At 69.5% G+C, this 15,527-nt stretch carries 13 protein-coding genes; 9 read left to right on the top strand and 4 right to left on the bottom strand.

What is annotated here, in order from left to right; translation table 11 throughout:
- Positions 1–58 precede the first annotated feature (58 nt).
- From C0481_RS05990 to pseI, 6 genes are all read left to right on the top strand, one after another.
- Entirely contained in the window at positions 59–556 is a 498-nt protein-coding gene (locus tag C0481_RS05990; protein ID WP_293401674.1) for a DUF2267 domain-containing protein, read from the top strand.
- 132 nt (positions 557–688) lie between these two features.
- Positions 689–2,929, top strand: coding sequence for a TonB-dependent receptor (locus tag C0481_RS05985; protein ID WP_293401672.1), 2,241 nt, complete (start codon positions 689–691; stop codon positions 2,927–2,929).
- A 99-nt stretch (positions 2,930–3,028) separates the two neighbouring features.
- Positions 3,029–3,901, top strand: a complete 873-nt coding sequence (locus C0481_RS05980) for a class I SAM-dependent methyltransferase (protein WP_293401670.1) — start codon at positions 3,029–3,031, stop codon at positions 3,899–3,901.
- A 21-nt stretch (positions 3,902–3,922) separates the two neighbouring features.
- Entirely contained in the window at positions 3,923–4,870 is a 948-nt protein-coding gene (locus C0481_RS05975) for an ATP-grasp domain-containing protein (RefSeq protein WP_293401668.1), read from the top strand.
- The gene (locus C0481_RS05970; protein WP_293401666.1) at positions 4,867–5,553 is read left to right on the top strand and encodes an HAD family hydrolase; all 687 of its coding nucleotides are present in this window, start codon (positions 4,867–4,869) and stop codon (positions 5,551–5,553) included. Before C0481_RS05975 ends, C0481_RS05970 begins: the two co-directional genes overlap by 4 nt.
- Entirely contained in the window at positions 5,550–6,602 is a 1,053-nt protein-coding gene (gene pseI, locus C0481_RS05965) for a pseudaminic acid synthase (RefSeq protein ID WP_293401664.1), read from the top strand. Before C0481_RS05970 ends, pseI begins: the two co-directional genes overlap by 4 nt.
- Before the next feature lie 143 nt (positions 6,603–6,745).
- On the opposite strand, the gene C0481_RS05960 is transcribed toward pseI, so the two are convergent.
- Together C0481_RS05960 and C0481_RS05955 are read right to left on the bottom strand one after the other, a co-directional pair.
- The gene (locus tag C0481_RS05960; RefSeq protein ID WP_293401662.1) at positions 6,746–7,378 is read right to left on the bottom strand and encodes a pseudaminic acid biosynthesis-associated methylase; all 633 of its coding nucleotides are present in this window, start codon (positions 7,376–7,378) and stop codon (positions 6,746–6,748) included.
- 9 nt (positions 7,379–7,387) lie between these two features.
- On the bottom strand, positions 7,388–8,083 hold the full coding sequence (locus C0481_RS05955; RefSeq protein ID WP_293401660.1) for a glycosyltransferase family protein: 696 nt from the start codon (positions 8,081–8,083) through the stop codon (positions 7,388–7,390).
- A 132-nt stretch (positions 8,084–8,215) separates the two neighbouring features.
- Between C0481_RS05955 and C0481_RS05950 the strand changes: the two genes are divergently transcribed.
- Complete coding sequence (locus C0481_RS05950) at positions 8,216–9,085, top strand: class I SAM-dependent methyltransferase (RefSeq protein WP_293401658.1); 870 nt, start codon at positions 8,216–8,218, stop codon at positions 9,083–9,085.
- Positions 9,086–9,093: 8 nt separating this feature from the next.
- Here C0481_RS05950 and recQ read toward each other — a convergent pair whose 3' ends face one another.
- Positions 9,094–10,962, bottom strand: a complete 1,869-nt coding sequence (gene recQ / locus C0481_RS05945) for a DNA helicase RecQ (RefSeq protein WP_293401656.1) — start codon at positions 10,960–10,962, stop codon at positions 9,094–9,096.
- Positions 10,963–11,001: 39 nt separating this feature from the next.
- Positions 11,002–12,741 (bottom strand): amidohydrolase family protein, encoded by a 1,740-nt coding sequence (locus C0481_RS05940; protein WP_293401654.1) that lies wholly within the window; start codon positions 12,739–12,741, stop codon positions 11,002–11,004.
- Positions 12,742–12,954: 213 nt separating this feature from the next.
- Here C0481_RS05940 and C0481_RS05935 point away from each other — a divergent pair, with 213 nt between their 5' ends.
- Positions 12,955–13,764, top strand: coding sequence for an SH3 domain-containing protein (locus tag C0481_RS05935; protein ID WP_293401652.1), 810 nt, complete (start codon positions 12,955–12,957; stop codon positions 13,762–13,764).
- Between the two features lie 221 nt (positions 13,765–13,985).
- A complete protein-coding gene (gene ffh, locus C0481_RS05930) occupies positions 13,986–15,515 on the top strand; it encodes a signal recognition particle protein (protein ID WP_293401650.1) in 1,530 nt (509 codons plus the stop codon).
- Positions 15,516–15,527 lie beyond the last annotated feature (12 nt).

Below are 15,527 nucleotides of genomic sequence, written 5' to 3'. Positions count from 1 at the left end.
TGGAACTCCACGCGATGGCGGACCGTTGGCAGAACGTCCGCCATCGAAGGAGGCTCTCATGAGCGTCAACGGCCTGGACGTCTTCGACAGGACCCTGCACACGACCAACGCTTGGCTCAAGGAGCTGTCCGAAGAGCTGGACGTCGATCGGCACGCGGCCTGGAAAGTGCTCAGCGTCGTCCTGCACAAGTTGCGCGACCGCCTGCCCGTGGACCTGTCGGCCCATCTCGGTTCGCAGCTGCCGCTGATGATCCGCGGCGTCTATTACGATCAGTACCAGCCGGCTAAACAGCCGAACCGCTGCAGCAGCCTCGACGAGTTCGTCGCCGACGTCGGCGACTGGCTGACCGACGCCCACAGCATCGACCCACGCCGCGCGATCGAGGCCGTCTGCCATGTGCTGTCGCGCCACCTGGCCCCCGGCCAGGTCGACAAGGTGCGCGCCAACCTGCCCAAGGCGCTGCGCCCGCTGTGGAGCGCCCCGGCCGACACCCCGCCTCGCCGCCGCCCGGTCAAGGCGACGCAGGACGCCGCCGCCATGGCGACCGGCATCTAGGCGCCGCAGCCTCAATGCGAGGCGTCGGCGCCACAGGCGCGGCGTGTCGTATCGATGACGCTTGGGTTGCGCTTTCGCGACTCTCCTAAGCCCCCTAAAACGCTGCACAATCGCTGATTGGGGGACCCAGCCATGACCATGCGTACGCGTTTCTTGAACAAGGCCGCGCACGCGGCGCTGGCCACCGCCGCCGGCCTGGCGTTCCTCGCTCCGGCTGAGGCCCTCGCCCAGGAGACCGAACTCGGCGAAGTCGTCGTCACCGCGCAGAAGCGCTCGGAGAACCTCAACGACGTTCCGGTCTCGGTCACCGCCATCTCGGCCGAGAAGCTGGACGTGATCCAGTCGTCCGGCGGCGACATCCGGGTGTTCTCGGCCCGCATCCCCAACGTGACGCTGGAATCCAGCTACGCGCGAATCTTCCCGCGGCCCTACATCCGTGGCCTCGGCAACACCGATTTCGACTTCAACGCCTCGCAGCCGGTCTCCTTCGTCTACGACGAGGTGGTGATGGAGAACCCGGTGCTGAAGAGCTTCCCGCTGTTCGACATCGAGCAGGTCGAGGCGCTGCGCGGGCCGCAGGGCACCCTGTTCGGCCGCAACACGCCGGCCGGGGTGTTGAAGTTCGACAGCGCCAAGCCGACCCAGAGCTTCGGCGGCTTCGCCCAGGCCTCCTACGCCACCTTCGGCACGGTCAACCTCCAGGGCGCGGTCTCCGGACCGATCATCGACGGGGTGCTGGCCGGGCGGCTGTCGGGGATCTACATGCACCGCGACGACTGGATCGATAACGGCTTCACCGGCAAGGACGACGTCACCGGCGGCTACGACCAGAGCGCCATCCGCGGCCAACTGCTGTTCACGCCCAACGAGGCGTTCAGCGCGCTGTTGAACGCGCACTACACCAAGCTCGACGGCTCGCCGCAGATCTTCCGCGCCAACATCATCCAGCGCGGGACCAACGACCTCGTCCCCGGCTTCGATCGCGAGAAGATCTACCAGGACGCCCAGCCGCGCACCGGCCAAACCATGGAGGGCTCGGGCGCCAACGTGAAGCTGACCTACGACTTCGGCGACGAAGCCCCGACCCTGACCTCGATCACCGCCTACGAGCACGTGACCGCCTATTCGCGCGGCGACGTCGACGGCGGCTTCGGCGCGGTGTTCGCCCCGCCTTCGGGTCCGGGCCTGATCCCGTTCACCGCCGAGAGCGCCGACGGCGTGCCCTATCACGCACAGTGGAGCCAGGAGTTCCGGCTCGCCGGCGACTACGCCGGCGTGAACTACACGCTCGGCGCCTTCTACTTCTTCGAAGACCTGAAGATCGACAGCATCAACTTCGACACCTTGGCCAACGGCGCCCGCAACGGCTACGCCTACCAGCATCAGAAGACCAAGGCCTGGGCGCTGTTCGCCAACGCCGACTACAAGCTGACCGATCAGCTGACCCTCGGCGGCGGCATCCGCTACTCCAACGACAAGAAGGAGTTCATCGCCCAGCAGACGCTGTCGCCGATCGGGCTGCCGCAGACGCCGATCCTGGCCGCCGATCCGGAAAGCGACGACGTCAGCTTCAACGTCAACGTCACCTATGCGGTGAACGACGACGTCAACGTCTATGCCCGCATCGCCAAGGGCTATCGCGCCCCGTCGATCCAGGGCCGGCTGCTGTTCGGCTCGACCATCTCGGTCGCCGACACCGAGACGCTGATGTCCTACGAGGCCGGCTTCAAGGCCGACCTGTTCGACCGCCGGGCCCGGGTCGATGCGTCCGTCTACTACTACAAAGTCGACGACATGCAGCTGACCGCGGTCGGCGGCGGCGCCAACTTCAACCGGCTGGTCAACGCCGAGCATGCCGAGGGCTACGGCTTCGAGTTCAACGGCGAGGCCAATCCGATCGAGCACCTGCTGATCACCGCCGGCCTGTCGTACAGCCACACCGAGATCCAGGACCCGAACCTGGCCATCCAGCCGTGCGGCGCGCCCTGCACTGTGCTCGATCCCGCCGGCGCGCCCGGCACCGTGCTGGTCGACGGCAACAGCCTGCCCAACGCCCCGCGCTGGATCGCCAACATCACCGCCCGCTACGCGATCCCGTTCCGCGACGGCGAGTTCTACGCCTACACCGACTGGGCCTACCGCTCGAAGATCAACTTCTTCCTCTACCGCTCGGTCGAGTTCACCGACGACGAGCTGCTCGAGGGCGGCCTGCGCCTGGGCTACGCCACCGACGACGGTAAGTGGGACGCCGCCGTGTTCGCCCGCAACATCACCGACGACGAGAGCCTGGAAGGCGGCATCGACTTCAACAACCTGACCGGCTTCGTCAACGACCCGCGCACCATCGGCGTCGAGCTGAAGACCCGGTTCTAGGGCGATCAAAGGCGAGGGGGCGACCCCTCGCCGCATCCAGATTGACGGAGCCTTAACTACGCTCAGGGGCAGATGGCCCGTCGAATTGGGAGCGTTGCCTTGAGCCTCAAACTGGTCGAACGGCCCGAGGGCTATTACGAGATCGAACCGCGCCCGACGCCGGACGAGCTCGCCGCCTATTATCGCGACAAGTACTTCGGGGCGACCGACGGGCGCACGCCCTACGCCCACGGCTACACGGCCGAGGAACTGGAACACAAGCTGCTGCAGCCGGCCGAAACCGAGCTGGTCTGGGGCCGCGCGCCCGGCCGCCTGCTCGAGGTCGGGGTCGGCGAAGGCTTCACCCTCGACTTCTTCCTGAAGCGCGGCTGGCAGGCCAAGGGCCTGGACTTCACCGACGACGGCGTGCGCGAGTTCCACCCGCACCTGGCGCAACACCTGATGCTCGGCGACGCCTTCGCCCTGCTGGACGAAGAAATCGCCAAGGGCGAGGTCTACGACCTGGTGATCTGCAACAATGTGCTCGAGCACGTCATCGACCCGATGGGGCTGCTGCAGCGCCTGCGCGCCATCGTCGCGCCAGGCGGCCTGCTGCGCGTGGCGGTGCCGAACGACGGCTCGTGGCTGCAGGACCAGATCGTCAAACGCGAGCTCGCCGACCCGCAGTTCTGGCTCGCCGCGCCCGACCACCTCAACTACTTCAACACCGACACCCTGCCGCGCGCCCTGGCCGCCAACGGCTGGGAGGTGGTCGAGCACCTGGGCGAATTCCCCATCGACATCTTCCTGCTCAATCCAGACACCGGCTACATGCGCGACCGCTCGAAAGGGCGGAACTGCCACTTCACCCGCGTCGCCTTCGAGATGGGCCTCTGGCGTGATCGCTCGCTGGAAGCGGTGATCGAGTTCCGCCGCGGCTGCGCGCGGGCCGGCGTCGGCCGCAACCAGACCGCTTACGCCCGGCCGGTCTAGGCGCGGGATCGGCGAGCGGCGATGAACGTCCTCATCCTCAGCGCCGCCGCCAAGGTCCTGCTGGTCCAGGCGTTCCAGGCCGCCGCCCATCCGCTGGGCGGGCGGGTGCTGGCCGCCGACCTCGCCCGCGACAACGCCGCCCTGTTCGCCGCCGACCAGGCGCTGATCCTGCCGCGCAGCGACGACCCGAGTTTCGTGGACGCCCTGGCCCAAGCCTGCGCCCAGCACGCCATCGGCCTGGTGGTTCCGACCCGCGACGGCGAGCTGGCCGTGCTCTCGGCGGCCCTCAAGCGCCTCGCCGCTCAGGGCGTCACGGTGCTGGCGCCGTCGCTGGACGCTCTGGCCGTCTGCCGCGACAAACGCCGCTTCACCCAGGCCTGCCGCGACCTCGGCCTGGCCACGCCGCGCACCTTCGCGCCGGGCGAGACCCCTGACCGCTTCCCAGTCTTCGTCCGTCCCGTGGACGGGGCCGGCGGGGCAGGCGCCCGCCGCATCGACCATCCGGCCGATCTGCCGACCGGCAAGGACCTGTTGATCCAGGCGCTCGACAGCGGCCCGGAGTACACCGTCGACGTGCTGATGAGCCTGGCCGGCGCGCCGCTGCAGGCGGTGGCCCGCCGCCGGCTGCAGGTCCAAGGCGGCGAGGCGACAAAGTCGCGTACGGAAGACGTCCCGACCCTGACCGACCAGGCGCTGAAGCTCTGCGCCGCGCTCGATCTCGTCGGTCACAACGTCGTCCAGGCCTTCCATGACCACGCCGGCACGCGGTTCATCGAGATCAATCCGCGCTTCGGCGGCGCCTCGAACCTCTCAATCCAGGCGGGCCTGGCCTCGCCCGAGCGCCTCCTGCAGATGGCGCGCGGCCAGGACGCCGAAGCCGCCCGATCCCGTCCGATCGCCTACGGCCTGACCATGCTGCGCTACGCCCAGGACCGCATCGTCACCGACGCTGAACTGGGCGCGCTGTGATCTCGGCCCTGCTCATCGATCTCGACGACACGCTCTACGACGAGCGGACTTACGTGCTGTCTGGCTTCCGCGCCGTGGCCGAGGAGCTCGCCCAACGCCATCCGCGGCTTGACGCCGCCGCCCTCGCCGCCGGCATGGAGGCCGAGCTCGACGCCCATGGCCGCGGCCGCATCTTCGACGTCGTGCTGACCCAGGCTGGCCTGCCCGCCTCCCCGGCGCTGATCGGCGAACTGGTCGGCGTCTATCGCGACCACCGCCCGACGATCCGCCTGTGGCCGGGCGTCGCCGACACCCTAGCGAGGCTCGCAAAATCCTACCGGCTGGCCATCGTCACCGACGGGCTGGCCCTGATGCAGTCGCGTAAAGTCGAAGCCCTCGGCGTCGCCGACCTGGTCGACGAGGTGCTGCTGTGCTGGGAGCACGAGGCGCCCAAGCCCGACCCGGCCTGCTATCTTGAGGCCCTGCGCCGGATGGACGCGTTTCCGGCCCAGGCCGTGGTGATCGGCGACAATCCCGGCCACGACATGGCCGCCGCCGCCGCGGTCGGCTGCCGCTCGGTGCGGGTGCGGACCGGCAAGTTTGCGGCGCTCGGCGACGGCGGCTTCCCGCCCGACGCCGTGGCGCCGAGTTTCGTGGAGATCGCGCCGGTGCTGGCGCGGCTCGAACCTGGAGACGGCGCGTGAGCCAACCCCTCGTCAGCATCGCCGGCCGCAAGATCGGTCCCGGCCATCCGCCCTACATCGTCGCCGAGATGTCCGGGAACCATAACGGCGAGATCGAGCGCGCCCTGGCCCTGATCGACGCCGCCAAGGCGGCCGGCGCCGACGCGGTGAAGCTGCAGACCTACACCGCCGACACCATCACCATCGACCACGACGGCCCGGGCTTCACGGTGCACGGCGGCCTCTGGGACGGGCGGCGCCTCTACGACCTCTACCAGGAAGCCCACACCCCCTGGGACTGGCACGCGCGGTTGTTCGCCCACGCCCGCGAGATCGGCATCACGGTCTTTTCCTCGCCGTTCGATCCGACCGCCGTCGAGCTGCTCGAGAGCCTGGACGCCCCGGCTTACAAGATCGCCTCGTTCGAGCTGGTCGACATCCCGCTGATCGAGCTCTGCGCCCGCACCGGCAAGCCGCTGATCATGTCGACGGGCCTGGCCTCGCCCACCGAGATCGCCGAGGCGGTGGCCGCCGCCCGCGGCGCCGGGGCCAGCGAGATCATCGTGCTCCATTGCAACAGCGGCTATCCGACCCCGCCGTCGGACATGAACCTGCTGACCCTGCCACACCTGGCCGCCCAGCACGGCGTGGTCACCGGCCTCTCCGATCACACCATGGGCGTCACCGCTTCGGTCGCGGCCGTGGCGCTGGGCGCCTGCTTCATCGAAAAGCATTTCACCCTCAGCCGCGCCGAGGGCGGGGTCGATTCCGATTTCTCGCTGGAACCGGCCGAGTTGGAACGGCTGGTGGTCGAGTGCCGCGACGCCTGGCTGGCGCTCGGCGCGGTGCGCTACGACGAGGCCCCGTCCGAGGCCTCCAGCCGCGACCATCGCCGCTCGCTCTACGTAGTGGCCGACGTCGCCGCCGGCGAGGAACTCACCGCGGCCAACGTCCGCTCGATCCGCCCAGGCTTTGGCCTGCCGCCCAAGCACCTGCCGGCAGTGCTCGGCCGCAAGGCGGCCCGCGCCCTGCCCCGCGGCGCGCCGCTGGACTGGACGATGGTGGAGTAGCTCAACCTAGTTGCTCCCTCTCTGGGGGAGCTGTCAGCCGGATGGCTGACTGAGGGGGACTTTGACTTGCTGTTTGAGAGCAGTCCCCTCCGTCTCGGCGCTTCGCGCCGATCCACCTCCCCCAAGAGGGGAGGATCTGCCTCCTACCCCTTCCGGAACAGCCACCAGGTCGCGTCGTCGAGACCCGTCGCCCGCTTCCAGAAGAAGCCGTAGTCGACCAGTTCCAGGTCCGGGAACCGGTCCATGTAGAGCCCGCCGAAGTCGTTCTTGAACAGCAGCCCCTCGTGGCCGCGATAGCTCAGCGTCTCAGGCCGCGGCGAGAAGTACTCGGCGCACAGCACGTACTTCGACGACACCCGATGGATCTCGTCCATCGTCGCCGGCAGCCGCGACGGATCGACGTGGATCAGCACCCCGGTCGTGAAGGCCATCTCCACCGCGCCGTCGGCCAGCGGGATCTTGTCGCCGAAACCCTCGTACAGCCGCTCGGCCGGCAGGATCCCGTCGGCCAGCACCCGCGCCCGCGCCGTGGCGTTCGGTTCGATGGCCGAGAGCTCGGCCCCCAGCAGTCGCGGCATGACCCGCAGGTTGAGACCAAGGTTGCAGCCGACCTCCAGGATGGTCTTCGGCGGGTCGCCGGCGAAGGCCTGGGCGAAGCGGCCCCACATGAAGGTGCGCGCCCGCAGCGCCTCGTCGGAGGCGACGTTGCGCTGCGTGTACTCGGCGCCGAAGTCTCCCGCCCAAGCGGATTTCGGGTCGGCCGGCGTGCCGGTCATGGGAGGCTCCTAGGTGTCGGATTCAAGATGGGAGAAGGGCAGAGCCCGGATGTCGTCGGACGTGAAGTCGGGCTTGGCCTTATAGAGCGCGGCATAGACCTTCTCGACGAAGGCGTAGTCTTCCGGCGTGTCGACGGTCCAGCGCAGGGCGCTCTCGTCACAAACCTGGACCAGCTCGCCCTGGGTGAAGGGCGCGCCTGGCCGATAGAGGAACGGCGTGACGTGCTCGCGGTCATAGGGATCGGTGGCCTCACGCCCGGCGGTCAGCAGGTCCTTGGCCTCGAAGACCTCGACGTCCAGTCCGCGCGGATAGGTGCGGTTGCGGCCGTTGGAACAGTAGTCGACGCCCAGCTTGGCCTGCAGCCGCACGCAGTCGTCGATCACCTGGGGATCGGCCAGCGGGCAGTCGGCGGTCAGCCGCACGACCTGGCCGGTGATCTGGAGCGCCTCTATGGCCCCGACATAGCGGCCCAGCACGTCGGCCAGCGGGCCGCGATGGACCTCGATGTCGATGTCCTTCAGGAAGCTCGCCAGCACGTCGTCGCTGGGATCGTCGCTGGTCGCCACGACCAGCCGGGTCAGGGTTTGGCAGCGGCGCAGGCGTTCGATCTGGCGCTCGACCATCGGCCGTCCCGCCAGCGGCTTCATCACCTTGCCCGGCAGCCGCGACGAACTCATCCGCGCCTGCAGGATTGCGACCGCCATGCCCGTTCCCCTTGCTGACGCGACGTTAGGGCCAGAGCCTTTCGCCGGTCTTAACCGTGCCGGCCGCAGCGGGTAGCCAACGGGCGGCGGACAGGGTTATGAGCCGTCTCTCCTTCCCTCAGGTAGTCACTCATGTTGCCTCCCGACGACGCCAAGGCGGTCGCCGCCGTCGAAACCCTCGCCGCCTCCGGGGCCGGCGTGGATCAGGTGTTGGCCCAGCTGCGCGCCACGCTTTCGCTCGACGCCTTCGGGATGCTGATCATCGACCTGCCGCGCGAGGACCTGCCGCACCTGTCGCGCCTGCTGCCGCGCATGGCCAGCGACGAGACCCAACGCAACTTCACCGGCAACGCCGGACTGACCCTGCTGCGCGAGACCGTCAGTTTCGTCCGCGCCCTGGCCTACAACTACGCGGCGGTCCGCAACCGCTCGCTCTCCGAGGCCCGGGTCCTCGACTACGGCTGCGGCTACGGCCGCCTCACCCGGATGATGTACTACTACACCGACCCGGCCAGCATCTGGGCGATGGACCCCTGGGACTTTGCGGTCGGCCTGTGCCGCGAGGCCGGGCTGATCGGCAATCTGGCGCAGTCGGACTACCTGCCCAGGTCGCTGCCCGCGCCGGAACGCTCGATCGACGTCGCCTTCGCCTTCTCGGTGTTCACCCACACCTCGCGCTCGGCCACGGACGCGGCCCTGGGCGCGCTGCGCCGGCACATCGCCGACGACGGCCTGCTGGCCATCACGATCCGCTCGCCCGAGTACTGGGACGTCAATCCGGACTACGCCGACAAGGCCGAGGACTACAAGGCGCTGCACGCCCGCGACGGCTTCGCCTTCGTGCCGCACCGGCGCGACACCGTCGAAGGCGAGGCCACCTACGGCGACACCTCGATGACGCTGGACTTCATCACCGCCAACTATCCGGACTGGAAGATCGCCGGCTCGGACTGGGCGCTGGCCGACCCCTACCAGCGCTACGTCTTCCTGCAGCCGGCCTAGGCCAAGCTCTAGGCGTCCATGCCGCGCAACACGGCGAGCACCGCCTCGCCGTAACGCTGCAGCTTGCCCTCGCCGACCCCGGAGATCGCGCCGAGGCTCGTATGATCCGACGGCTTGCGCCCAGCGATCTCGGCCAGGGTGCGGTCGTGGAAAATCACATAGGGCGGCAGGTGCTGGCGCGCGGCCTCGTCGCGGCGCCAGGCGCGCAGCGCCTCGAACACCGGCTGGTCGTGGGCTCTGACCGCCAGCGCCGCGCCGCTCTGCCCCTTGCGCCGGCCGCTGGCGCGGGCCCGCGGTTCAGGTTCCTGCGGTTTGCGCAGCGAAACCTGCCGCTCGCCGCGATAGATCGCCTTCACGCCGTCGGCGTCGCCCAGCCCAATCAGCGGCCGCCCGTCGTTGGGATCCTCGCGCAGCAGCCCGTCGAACAAGAGCTGGTCGATCAGGTCGCGCCAGGCGATGGCGCTCAGTTCCTGGCCGATGCCGAAGGTGGTGAGGCTCGCCTCGAAGCTCGACGGGTCCTTGGTCTTTCCCAGCAGGTGGTCGACCAGCCGCCCGCGTCCGAACCGGCCGCCCATGCGGTGCACCGCCGACAGCGCCATCTGGGCGGGCCGGGTCGCATCGACCGTCTCCACCTCGCCCAGGCACAGGTCGCACTGGCCGCAGGCCTTGACCCCTTCCTCACCGAAGTAGCGGCGCACGGCGGCGGCGCGGCAGGTCGTCCCGTCCAGCATGGCGTAAAGCTGGCGGACCTTGCGGCCCTGGACCTGCTTGACGCTCTCGTCGACGTCGCGGCCGTCCAGCCGGCGGAACGCCCAGGCCATGTCGGCCGAGCCGTAGAGGGTGATGCCTTCGGCGGGGTCGCCGTCGCGCCCGGCGCGGCCGATCTCTTGCCAATAGGCCTCGATCGAGGCCGGCGGATCGGCGTGGATCACATAGCGGACGTCGGGTTTGTCGACGCCCATGCCGAAGGCGATGGTCGCGACCATCACCGCCTCGTCGGCCTCAAGGAACTTCTCCAGCCGGTCGGCGCGGACGTTTTTGTCGAGGCCCGCGTGATAGGCCAGGGCCGGAACCCCCGCCCCGCGCAACGCCTCGGCCAGCTTGTCGACCCCGTCGCGCGAGCCGGCATAGACCACGCCCGAGCGGCCCGGCCGGGCGGCGACCAGTTCCAGCACCCGCTTATGGCCGGCCCCGCGCTTGCGCTCGGCCGACAGCGCCAGCTCGGGCCGCGCGAAGCTGGCCACGAACTCGGCCGAGTCCTCCAGCCGCAGTTCGGCGCGGATGTCCTCGCGGGTACGATTGTCGGCGGTGGCGGTGACCGCCAGCCGCGGCACGTTCGGGAAGATGTCGGCCAGCCGGCCCAGCATCCGGTACTCGGGCCGGAAGTCGTGGCCCCACTGGCTGACGCAGTGGGCCTCGTCGATGGCCAGCAGCGCCAACGGCACGCGCGACAGCCGCTCCAGCATCGAGGGCTGCATCAAGCCTTCCGGCGAGATGTAGAGCAGGTCCAGTTCGCCGCGGTCGATCTTCTCCCAGGTCTCGGCCCGCTCCCAGGCCTCGCCGGTGGAATCGAGCTTGGCGGCGGCGACGCCCGACTGCTGTAGCCCCGCGACCTGGTCGGTCATCAGCGCGATCAGCGGCGAGACCACCAGGCCCAGGCCCGGTCGCATCATGGCGGGGATCTGATAGCAGACGCTCTTGCCGCCGCCGGTCGGCAGCACGGCCATGGCGCTGCGCCCGGCCAGCACCTCGGCGATCACCTCGGCCTGGCGTCCGCGGAACTCGGCATGTCCGAAGGTGCGGCGCAGGATCTCCCGCGCCCCGTCCAGATTCGGCGTGTCGTCGAGGTCCATACGCGGCGCGAGGGAGGCGGCCATCCGGGGCTTATGGCCTGTGTCGGCGCTCAGGCCAAAGCGCTATTCCGCCGCGATCGCCGCAGGCGCCGCCTGCGCCCCGCGCAGCAGCCGGCCCGGCAGGGCGCCGGTCGGCTGGCCGTCGCGATAGGTGACCTGCCCGGCCACGATGGTCGCCACATAGCCGTCGGCCCGCTGCACCAGCCGCCGCCCGCCGGCCGGCAGATCGTAGGCGACGCTCGGCGCGCCCAACGTCAGGCCGTCATAGTCGATGACATTCAGATCGGCCCGGTAGCCCGGCGCCACCAGCCCGCGGTCATGCAGACCCAGGGCCGCGGCGGTGTCGTGGCTCTGCATCCGCACCATCGCCTCCAGCGGCAGCTTGGGCCCCCGCGTGCGGTCGCGCGTCCACAGCGTCAGGTTCGAGGTCGGGAATGAGCCGTCGCAGATCATTCCCACATGCGCCCCGCCATCCGACAGGCCAGGCACCGTATCCGGATGGTTCAGCATCTCGAACGAGGGGTCCAGCGAGCCGTTCGCGTAGTTGAGGAACGGCAGATACAGCATGCCGCGCCCGCCATTGGTCAACATGTGGTCCAGCGCCAATTCCTCGGGCCGCACGCCGCGCGCATTGGCCAGCGCCAGCACTGTGCGGTCCGCGGTCTGCTCGTAGTCCGGCGTCTCGCCCATCAGGAACATGACCTTCCAGTTCTGGGTCATGTTGGCGGCGAAGGCGGCCGAGGCCTCGTTCCCTTCGCTGAGCAGTTGGGCGCGGAACTCAGGGTCCGCCAGCCTGGCCGCGCGCTCGGCCAGCGGCAGCGCCGCGATCGCCTTGTAGCTCGGATAGTGGGTGAACGGATTGAGCGTCAGCTCCAGGCCGAACAGCACCCCGACCGGCCGTCCGCAGACCTGGGCCCGCATCGGCAGCCCGGCGCCGCTGGCGTCCTCCAGCCGGTCGAGCAGCAGCCGCCACTGGGCCGGCTGGATCGGGCTTTGCACCAGCGAGAACGACAGCGGCCGCCCCGAAGCCTCGACGATCCGCCGCAGCATCGCGAACTCCGCCTCCGGATCGCCGAAGTCGGAGACGAACTGCAGCGCGCCCTTGCCGGCCGCGGCCAGCCCCATGGCGATCCCGGTCAACTCATCTTCCGAAGCCGTCAGGGTCGGGGTCGGCTGCCCGTCGCTGGTCCGGTGGTTGAGCGTGCGCGAAGTGGAAAAGCCCAGCGCCCCCGCCTCGACCGCACCCTTGGCGATGGCGGCCATCGCAGCGATGTCGTCGGCCGTGGCGTCCTCGCGGTTGGCGCCGCGCTCGCCCATCACGAACACCCGCAGCGCCGCGTGTGGCAGCTGGGCGCCGATGTCGACGTCGAACTGACGGCCCTCAAGGCTGTCGAGATAGTCGGGGAAGCTCTCCCAGTTCCAGGGCAGGCCCTCGGTCAGCACCGGGAACGGGATGTCCTCCACCCCCTCCATCAGCCGCACCAGCCGATCGTGGTCGGCGGGCCGGCAGGGGGCGAAGCCGACCCCGCAATTGCCCATCACCACGGTGGTCACGCCGTGCCAGGACGACGGCTGCATGCGCTGATCCCAGGTCGCCTGGCCGTCATAATGGGTGTGGATGTCGACGAAGCCCGGCGTCACCAGCTTGCCACGGGCGTCGATCTCCTCGGCCCCGGCGCCGGCGACGTGACCGACCTGAACTATCAGCCCGTCCTTGACCGCGACGTCGGCCGCAAAAGCCGGCTGGCCCGATCCGTCCGCCAGCATCCCGCCCCGGATCACCAGGTCATAGGCCCGTTCCATGGCGTTCTCCCTTGTGCCGCCGCGTGTCCGACGTTCGGCGGCGATTACCTGCCCGCGCAAGGGTCAGGTCAAGGGCGCCGTGGCGGCAGCCGACCTTCCGCCCGATACAATTGTTGATTGCCGCGCGGCATGGAACAGAACCGCGGGCAGGCGCATTTTCCGGCAGAGCTTGTTCGCCCCGCCCGGGGCCACGATCCGTCCAGGAAACCCGATATGCGTCCTTCCCAAGTCACCGCGGCCCTCGTCGCCGTCGCTCTCGCCATGCCCGCCGCCGCGGGCGCCCAGCCGACCCTGCGCCAGGGCAGTCCGCTGTCCTCGATCATCGGCTGCGACGCGGGCGGCAACAAGCAGGCCGGCGGGGCGGTCATCGGCGGCCTGGTCGGCGGCGTGGTCGGCAGCAACCTCGCCAAGAACGAGCGCACGCTGGGAACGGTGCTCGGCGCGGCAGCCGGCGCGGCGGCTGGCTCGTACATCGGCTGCCGCATGCAGCGCAGCGACCAGCAGAAGGCCCAGTACGCGGCCCAGAACGCCCTCGACCGCGGCGGCTCGCAGTCGTGGTCCAACGCGGAGACCGGCGCCTCGGGCGACGTCCGCGTCGTCTCAACCTCGAACGGCGGCGGCGGCCAGCCGGTCTCGCTGAACGGCCTGCGCTTTGCGAACGGCGTCGAGCCGGCGCCGGCCTACGAGGCCGCCTCCGGCCCCTACACCGCACCCAAGGCCGTCAACATCCGCGCCCGGCCGACCACCTCGGCGCCGGTGGTCGGCAAGCTGAACGGCGGCCAGACCTTCGACGCCCTGGCCCGGGTCAGCGGCACGCCGTGGCTGCTGGCCGGCCGCAACGGCCAGGCGATCGGCTACGTCTCCGACACCGTGGTGCGGCCGGTCGGCGGCGCCCAGTACGCCGGCGGCAATTCGGTCTGCCGCACCTTCGACCAGACCATCCGCACCCAGAACGGCGCTCCGGAAACCTCGCGCCACACCGCCTGCAAAGGCTCCGACGGCCAATGGGTCGTGCAGGGCTGACCTCCCACACGGGGCGGCGGCGCCACGCAAGAAGTGGCGTCGCCCTTCAAATCCTTGACCTAAAGCATCCACAGGGGCATAAGCGCCCCCTTCTGGCGCATAGCATTCGCGCCCTCCACCGCCACGACCCCCACGACGAATGTGGGACGAGGGCGGCGAGGCCCCCCGTCGACGTGATCGTCCACGGGGGTCGATTGCGTTTGGGCCTATAGGAGTTCGACTTGTTCGACGCACTGACAGATCGGCTTTCCGGGGTCTTCGACCGCCTCTCCGGGCGGGGCGTGCTCTCGGAAAAGGACATCGACGAAGCCCTGCGCGAGGTGCGTGTCGCCCTGCTCGAGGCCGACGTCGCCCTGCCCGTCGTCCGCGAGTTCATCTCCAAGGCCAAGGAACGGGCCGCCGGCGAGGAGGTGATCCGCTCGATCCGCCCCGCCGATCAGGTGGTGAAGATCACCTATGACGGCCTGGTCGAGATGCTGGGCGGCGATGTCGCCGAGGGCCTGAACCTCGCGCTCAACCCGCCGACCGTCATCATGATGGCCGGCCTACAAGGCTCGGGTAAGACCACCACCGCCGGCAAGCTGGCGCTGAAGCTCGCCAAGGACCGCAAGAAGGTCCTGCTGGCCTCGCTCGACACCCGCCGCCCCGCCGCCATGGAGCAGCTGGCCCTGCTCGCCAAGCAGGCCGGGGTCGAGAGCCTGCCGATCGTCGCCGGCCAGTCGGCCCCCGACATCGCCCGCCGGGCCATGTCCGCCGCCAAGCTGCAGGGCTTCGACGTCGTCATCCTCGACACCGCCGGCCGCACCACCATCGACGAAGCGATGATGGCCGAGGCGGCCGAGATCGCGAAGATCGCCTCGCCCACCGAAACCCTGCTGGTCGCCGACAGCTTGACCGGCCAGGACGCGGTGCGCACCGCCACCGCCTTTCACGAACGCCTGCCGCTGACCGGCCTGGTGCTGACGCGGGCCGACGGCGACGGCCGCGGCGGCGCGGCGCTGTCGATGCGCGCGGTCACCGGACTGCCGATCAAGTTCCTCGGCGTGTCGGAAAAGATCGAAGGCCTCGACGTCTTCGACGCCCGCCGCGTCGCCGGCCGCATCCTGGGTCAGGGCGACGTCGTCGCGCTGGTCGAGAAAGCCGCGCAGGACCTGGACGTCGCCAAGACCGAGGCGATGGCCAAGAAGCTGGCCAAGGGCCAGTTCGACCTCGACATGATGGCCGAGCAGTTCAACCAGATGAAGCGCATGGGCGGCATGGAAGGCCTGATGGGCCTGCTGCCAGGCGTTCAGAAGGTCAAGAAGCAGCTCTCGGAAGCCAACGTTTCCGACAAGATGATCGACCGCCAGATGGCCATCATCTCCTCGATGACCAAGGCCGAGCGCAAGAAGCCCGACATCCTGCAGGCCTCGCGCAAACGCCGCATCGCCGCCGGCGCCGGCGTCGACGTGGCCGAGATCAACCGGCTCCTGAAGCAGCACCGCCAGATGGCCGACGCCTTCAAGATGATGAGCCGCGACGGCGGCAAGGGTTTCGCCCGCATGGCTGGCATGATGGGCGGCGGCGGCATGGACCGTCTCAAGGCCCTGGGCGGCGGCAAGATGCCGGCGCCAGATCCCAAACAACTGGAAGAACTCGGCAAGCTGGCGAGCCAAGGGGGCGGTCTGCCCGGCCTCGGCGGTCCCGGCGGCCCGAAGCTTCCTGGCCTCGGCAACCTGCCGCCGGGCTTCAACCCCTTCAAGAAATCCTAGAGCTTACAAAGG

Origin of the sequence: Phenylobacterium sp., from assembly GCF_013822795.1 — a bacterium.
Lineage (GTDB): Bacteria > Pseudomonadota > Alphaproteobacteria > Caulobacterales > Caulobacteraceae > Phenylobacterium.
The sequence above is the reverse complement of the archived record's forward strand: the minus strand, read 5'-3'. Positions and strand labels throughout refer to the sequence as shown.

Excerpts from the sequence above, each read along its gene's own strand:
- C0481_RS05990 (WP_293401674.1), top strand. The coding sequence starts at position 59 with ATGAGCGTCAACGGCCTGGACGTCTTCGACAGGACCCTGCACACGACC.
- C0481_RS05985 (WP_293401672.1), top strand. The coding sequence starts at position 689 with ATGACCATGCGTACGCGTTTCTTGAACAAGGCCGCGCACGCGGCGCTG.
- C0481_RS05975 (WP_293401668.1), top strand. The coding sequence starts at position 3,923 with ATGAACGTCCTCATCCTCAGCGCCGCCGCCAAGGTCCTGCTGGTCCAG.
- C0481_RS05960 (WP_293401662.1), bottom strand. The coding sequence starts at position 7,378 with ATGACCGGCACGCCGGCCGACCCGAAATCCGCTTGGGCGGGAGACTTC.
- C0481_RS05955 (WP_293401660.1), bottom strand. The coding sequence starts at position 8,083 with ATGGCGGTCGCAATCCTGCAGGCGCGGATGAGTTCGTCGCGGCTGCCG.
- C0481_RS05950 (WP_293401658.1), top strand. The coding sequence starts at position 8,216 with ATGTTGCCTCCCGACGACGCCAAGGCGGTCGCCGCCGTCGAAACCCTC.
- recQ (WP_293401656.1), bottom strand. The coding sequence starts at position 10,962 with ATGGCCGCCTCCCTCGCGCCGCGTATGGACCTCGACGACACGCCGAAT.
- C0481_RS05940 (WP_293401654.1), bottom strand. The coding sequence starts at position 12,741 with ATGGAACGGGCCTATGACCTGGTGATCCGGGGCGGGATGCTGGCGGAC.
- C0481_RS05935 (WP_293401652.1), top strand. The coding sequence starts at position 12,955 with ATGCGTCCTTCCCAAGTCACCGCGGCCCTCGTCGCCGTCGCTCTCGCC.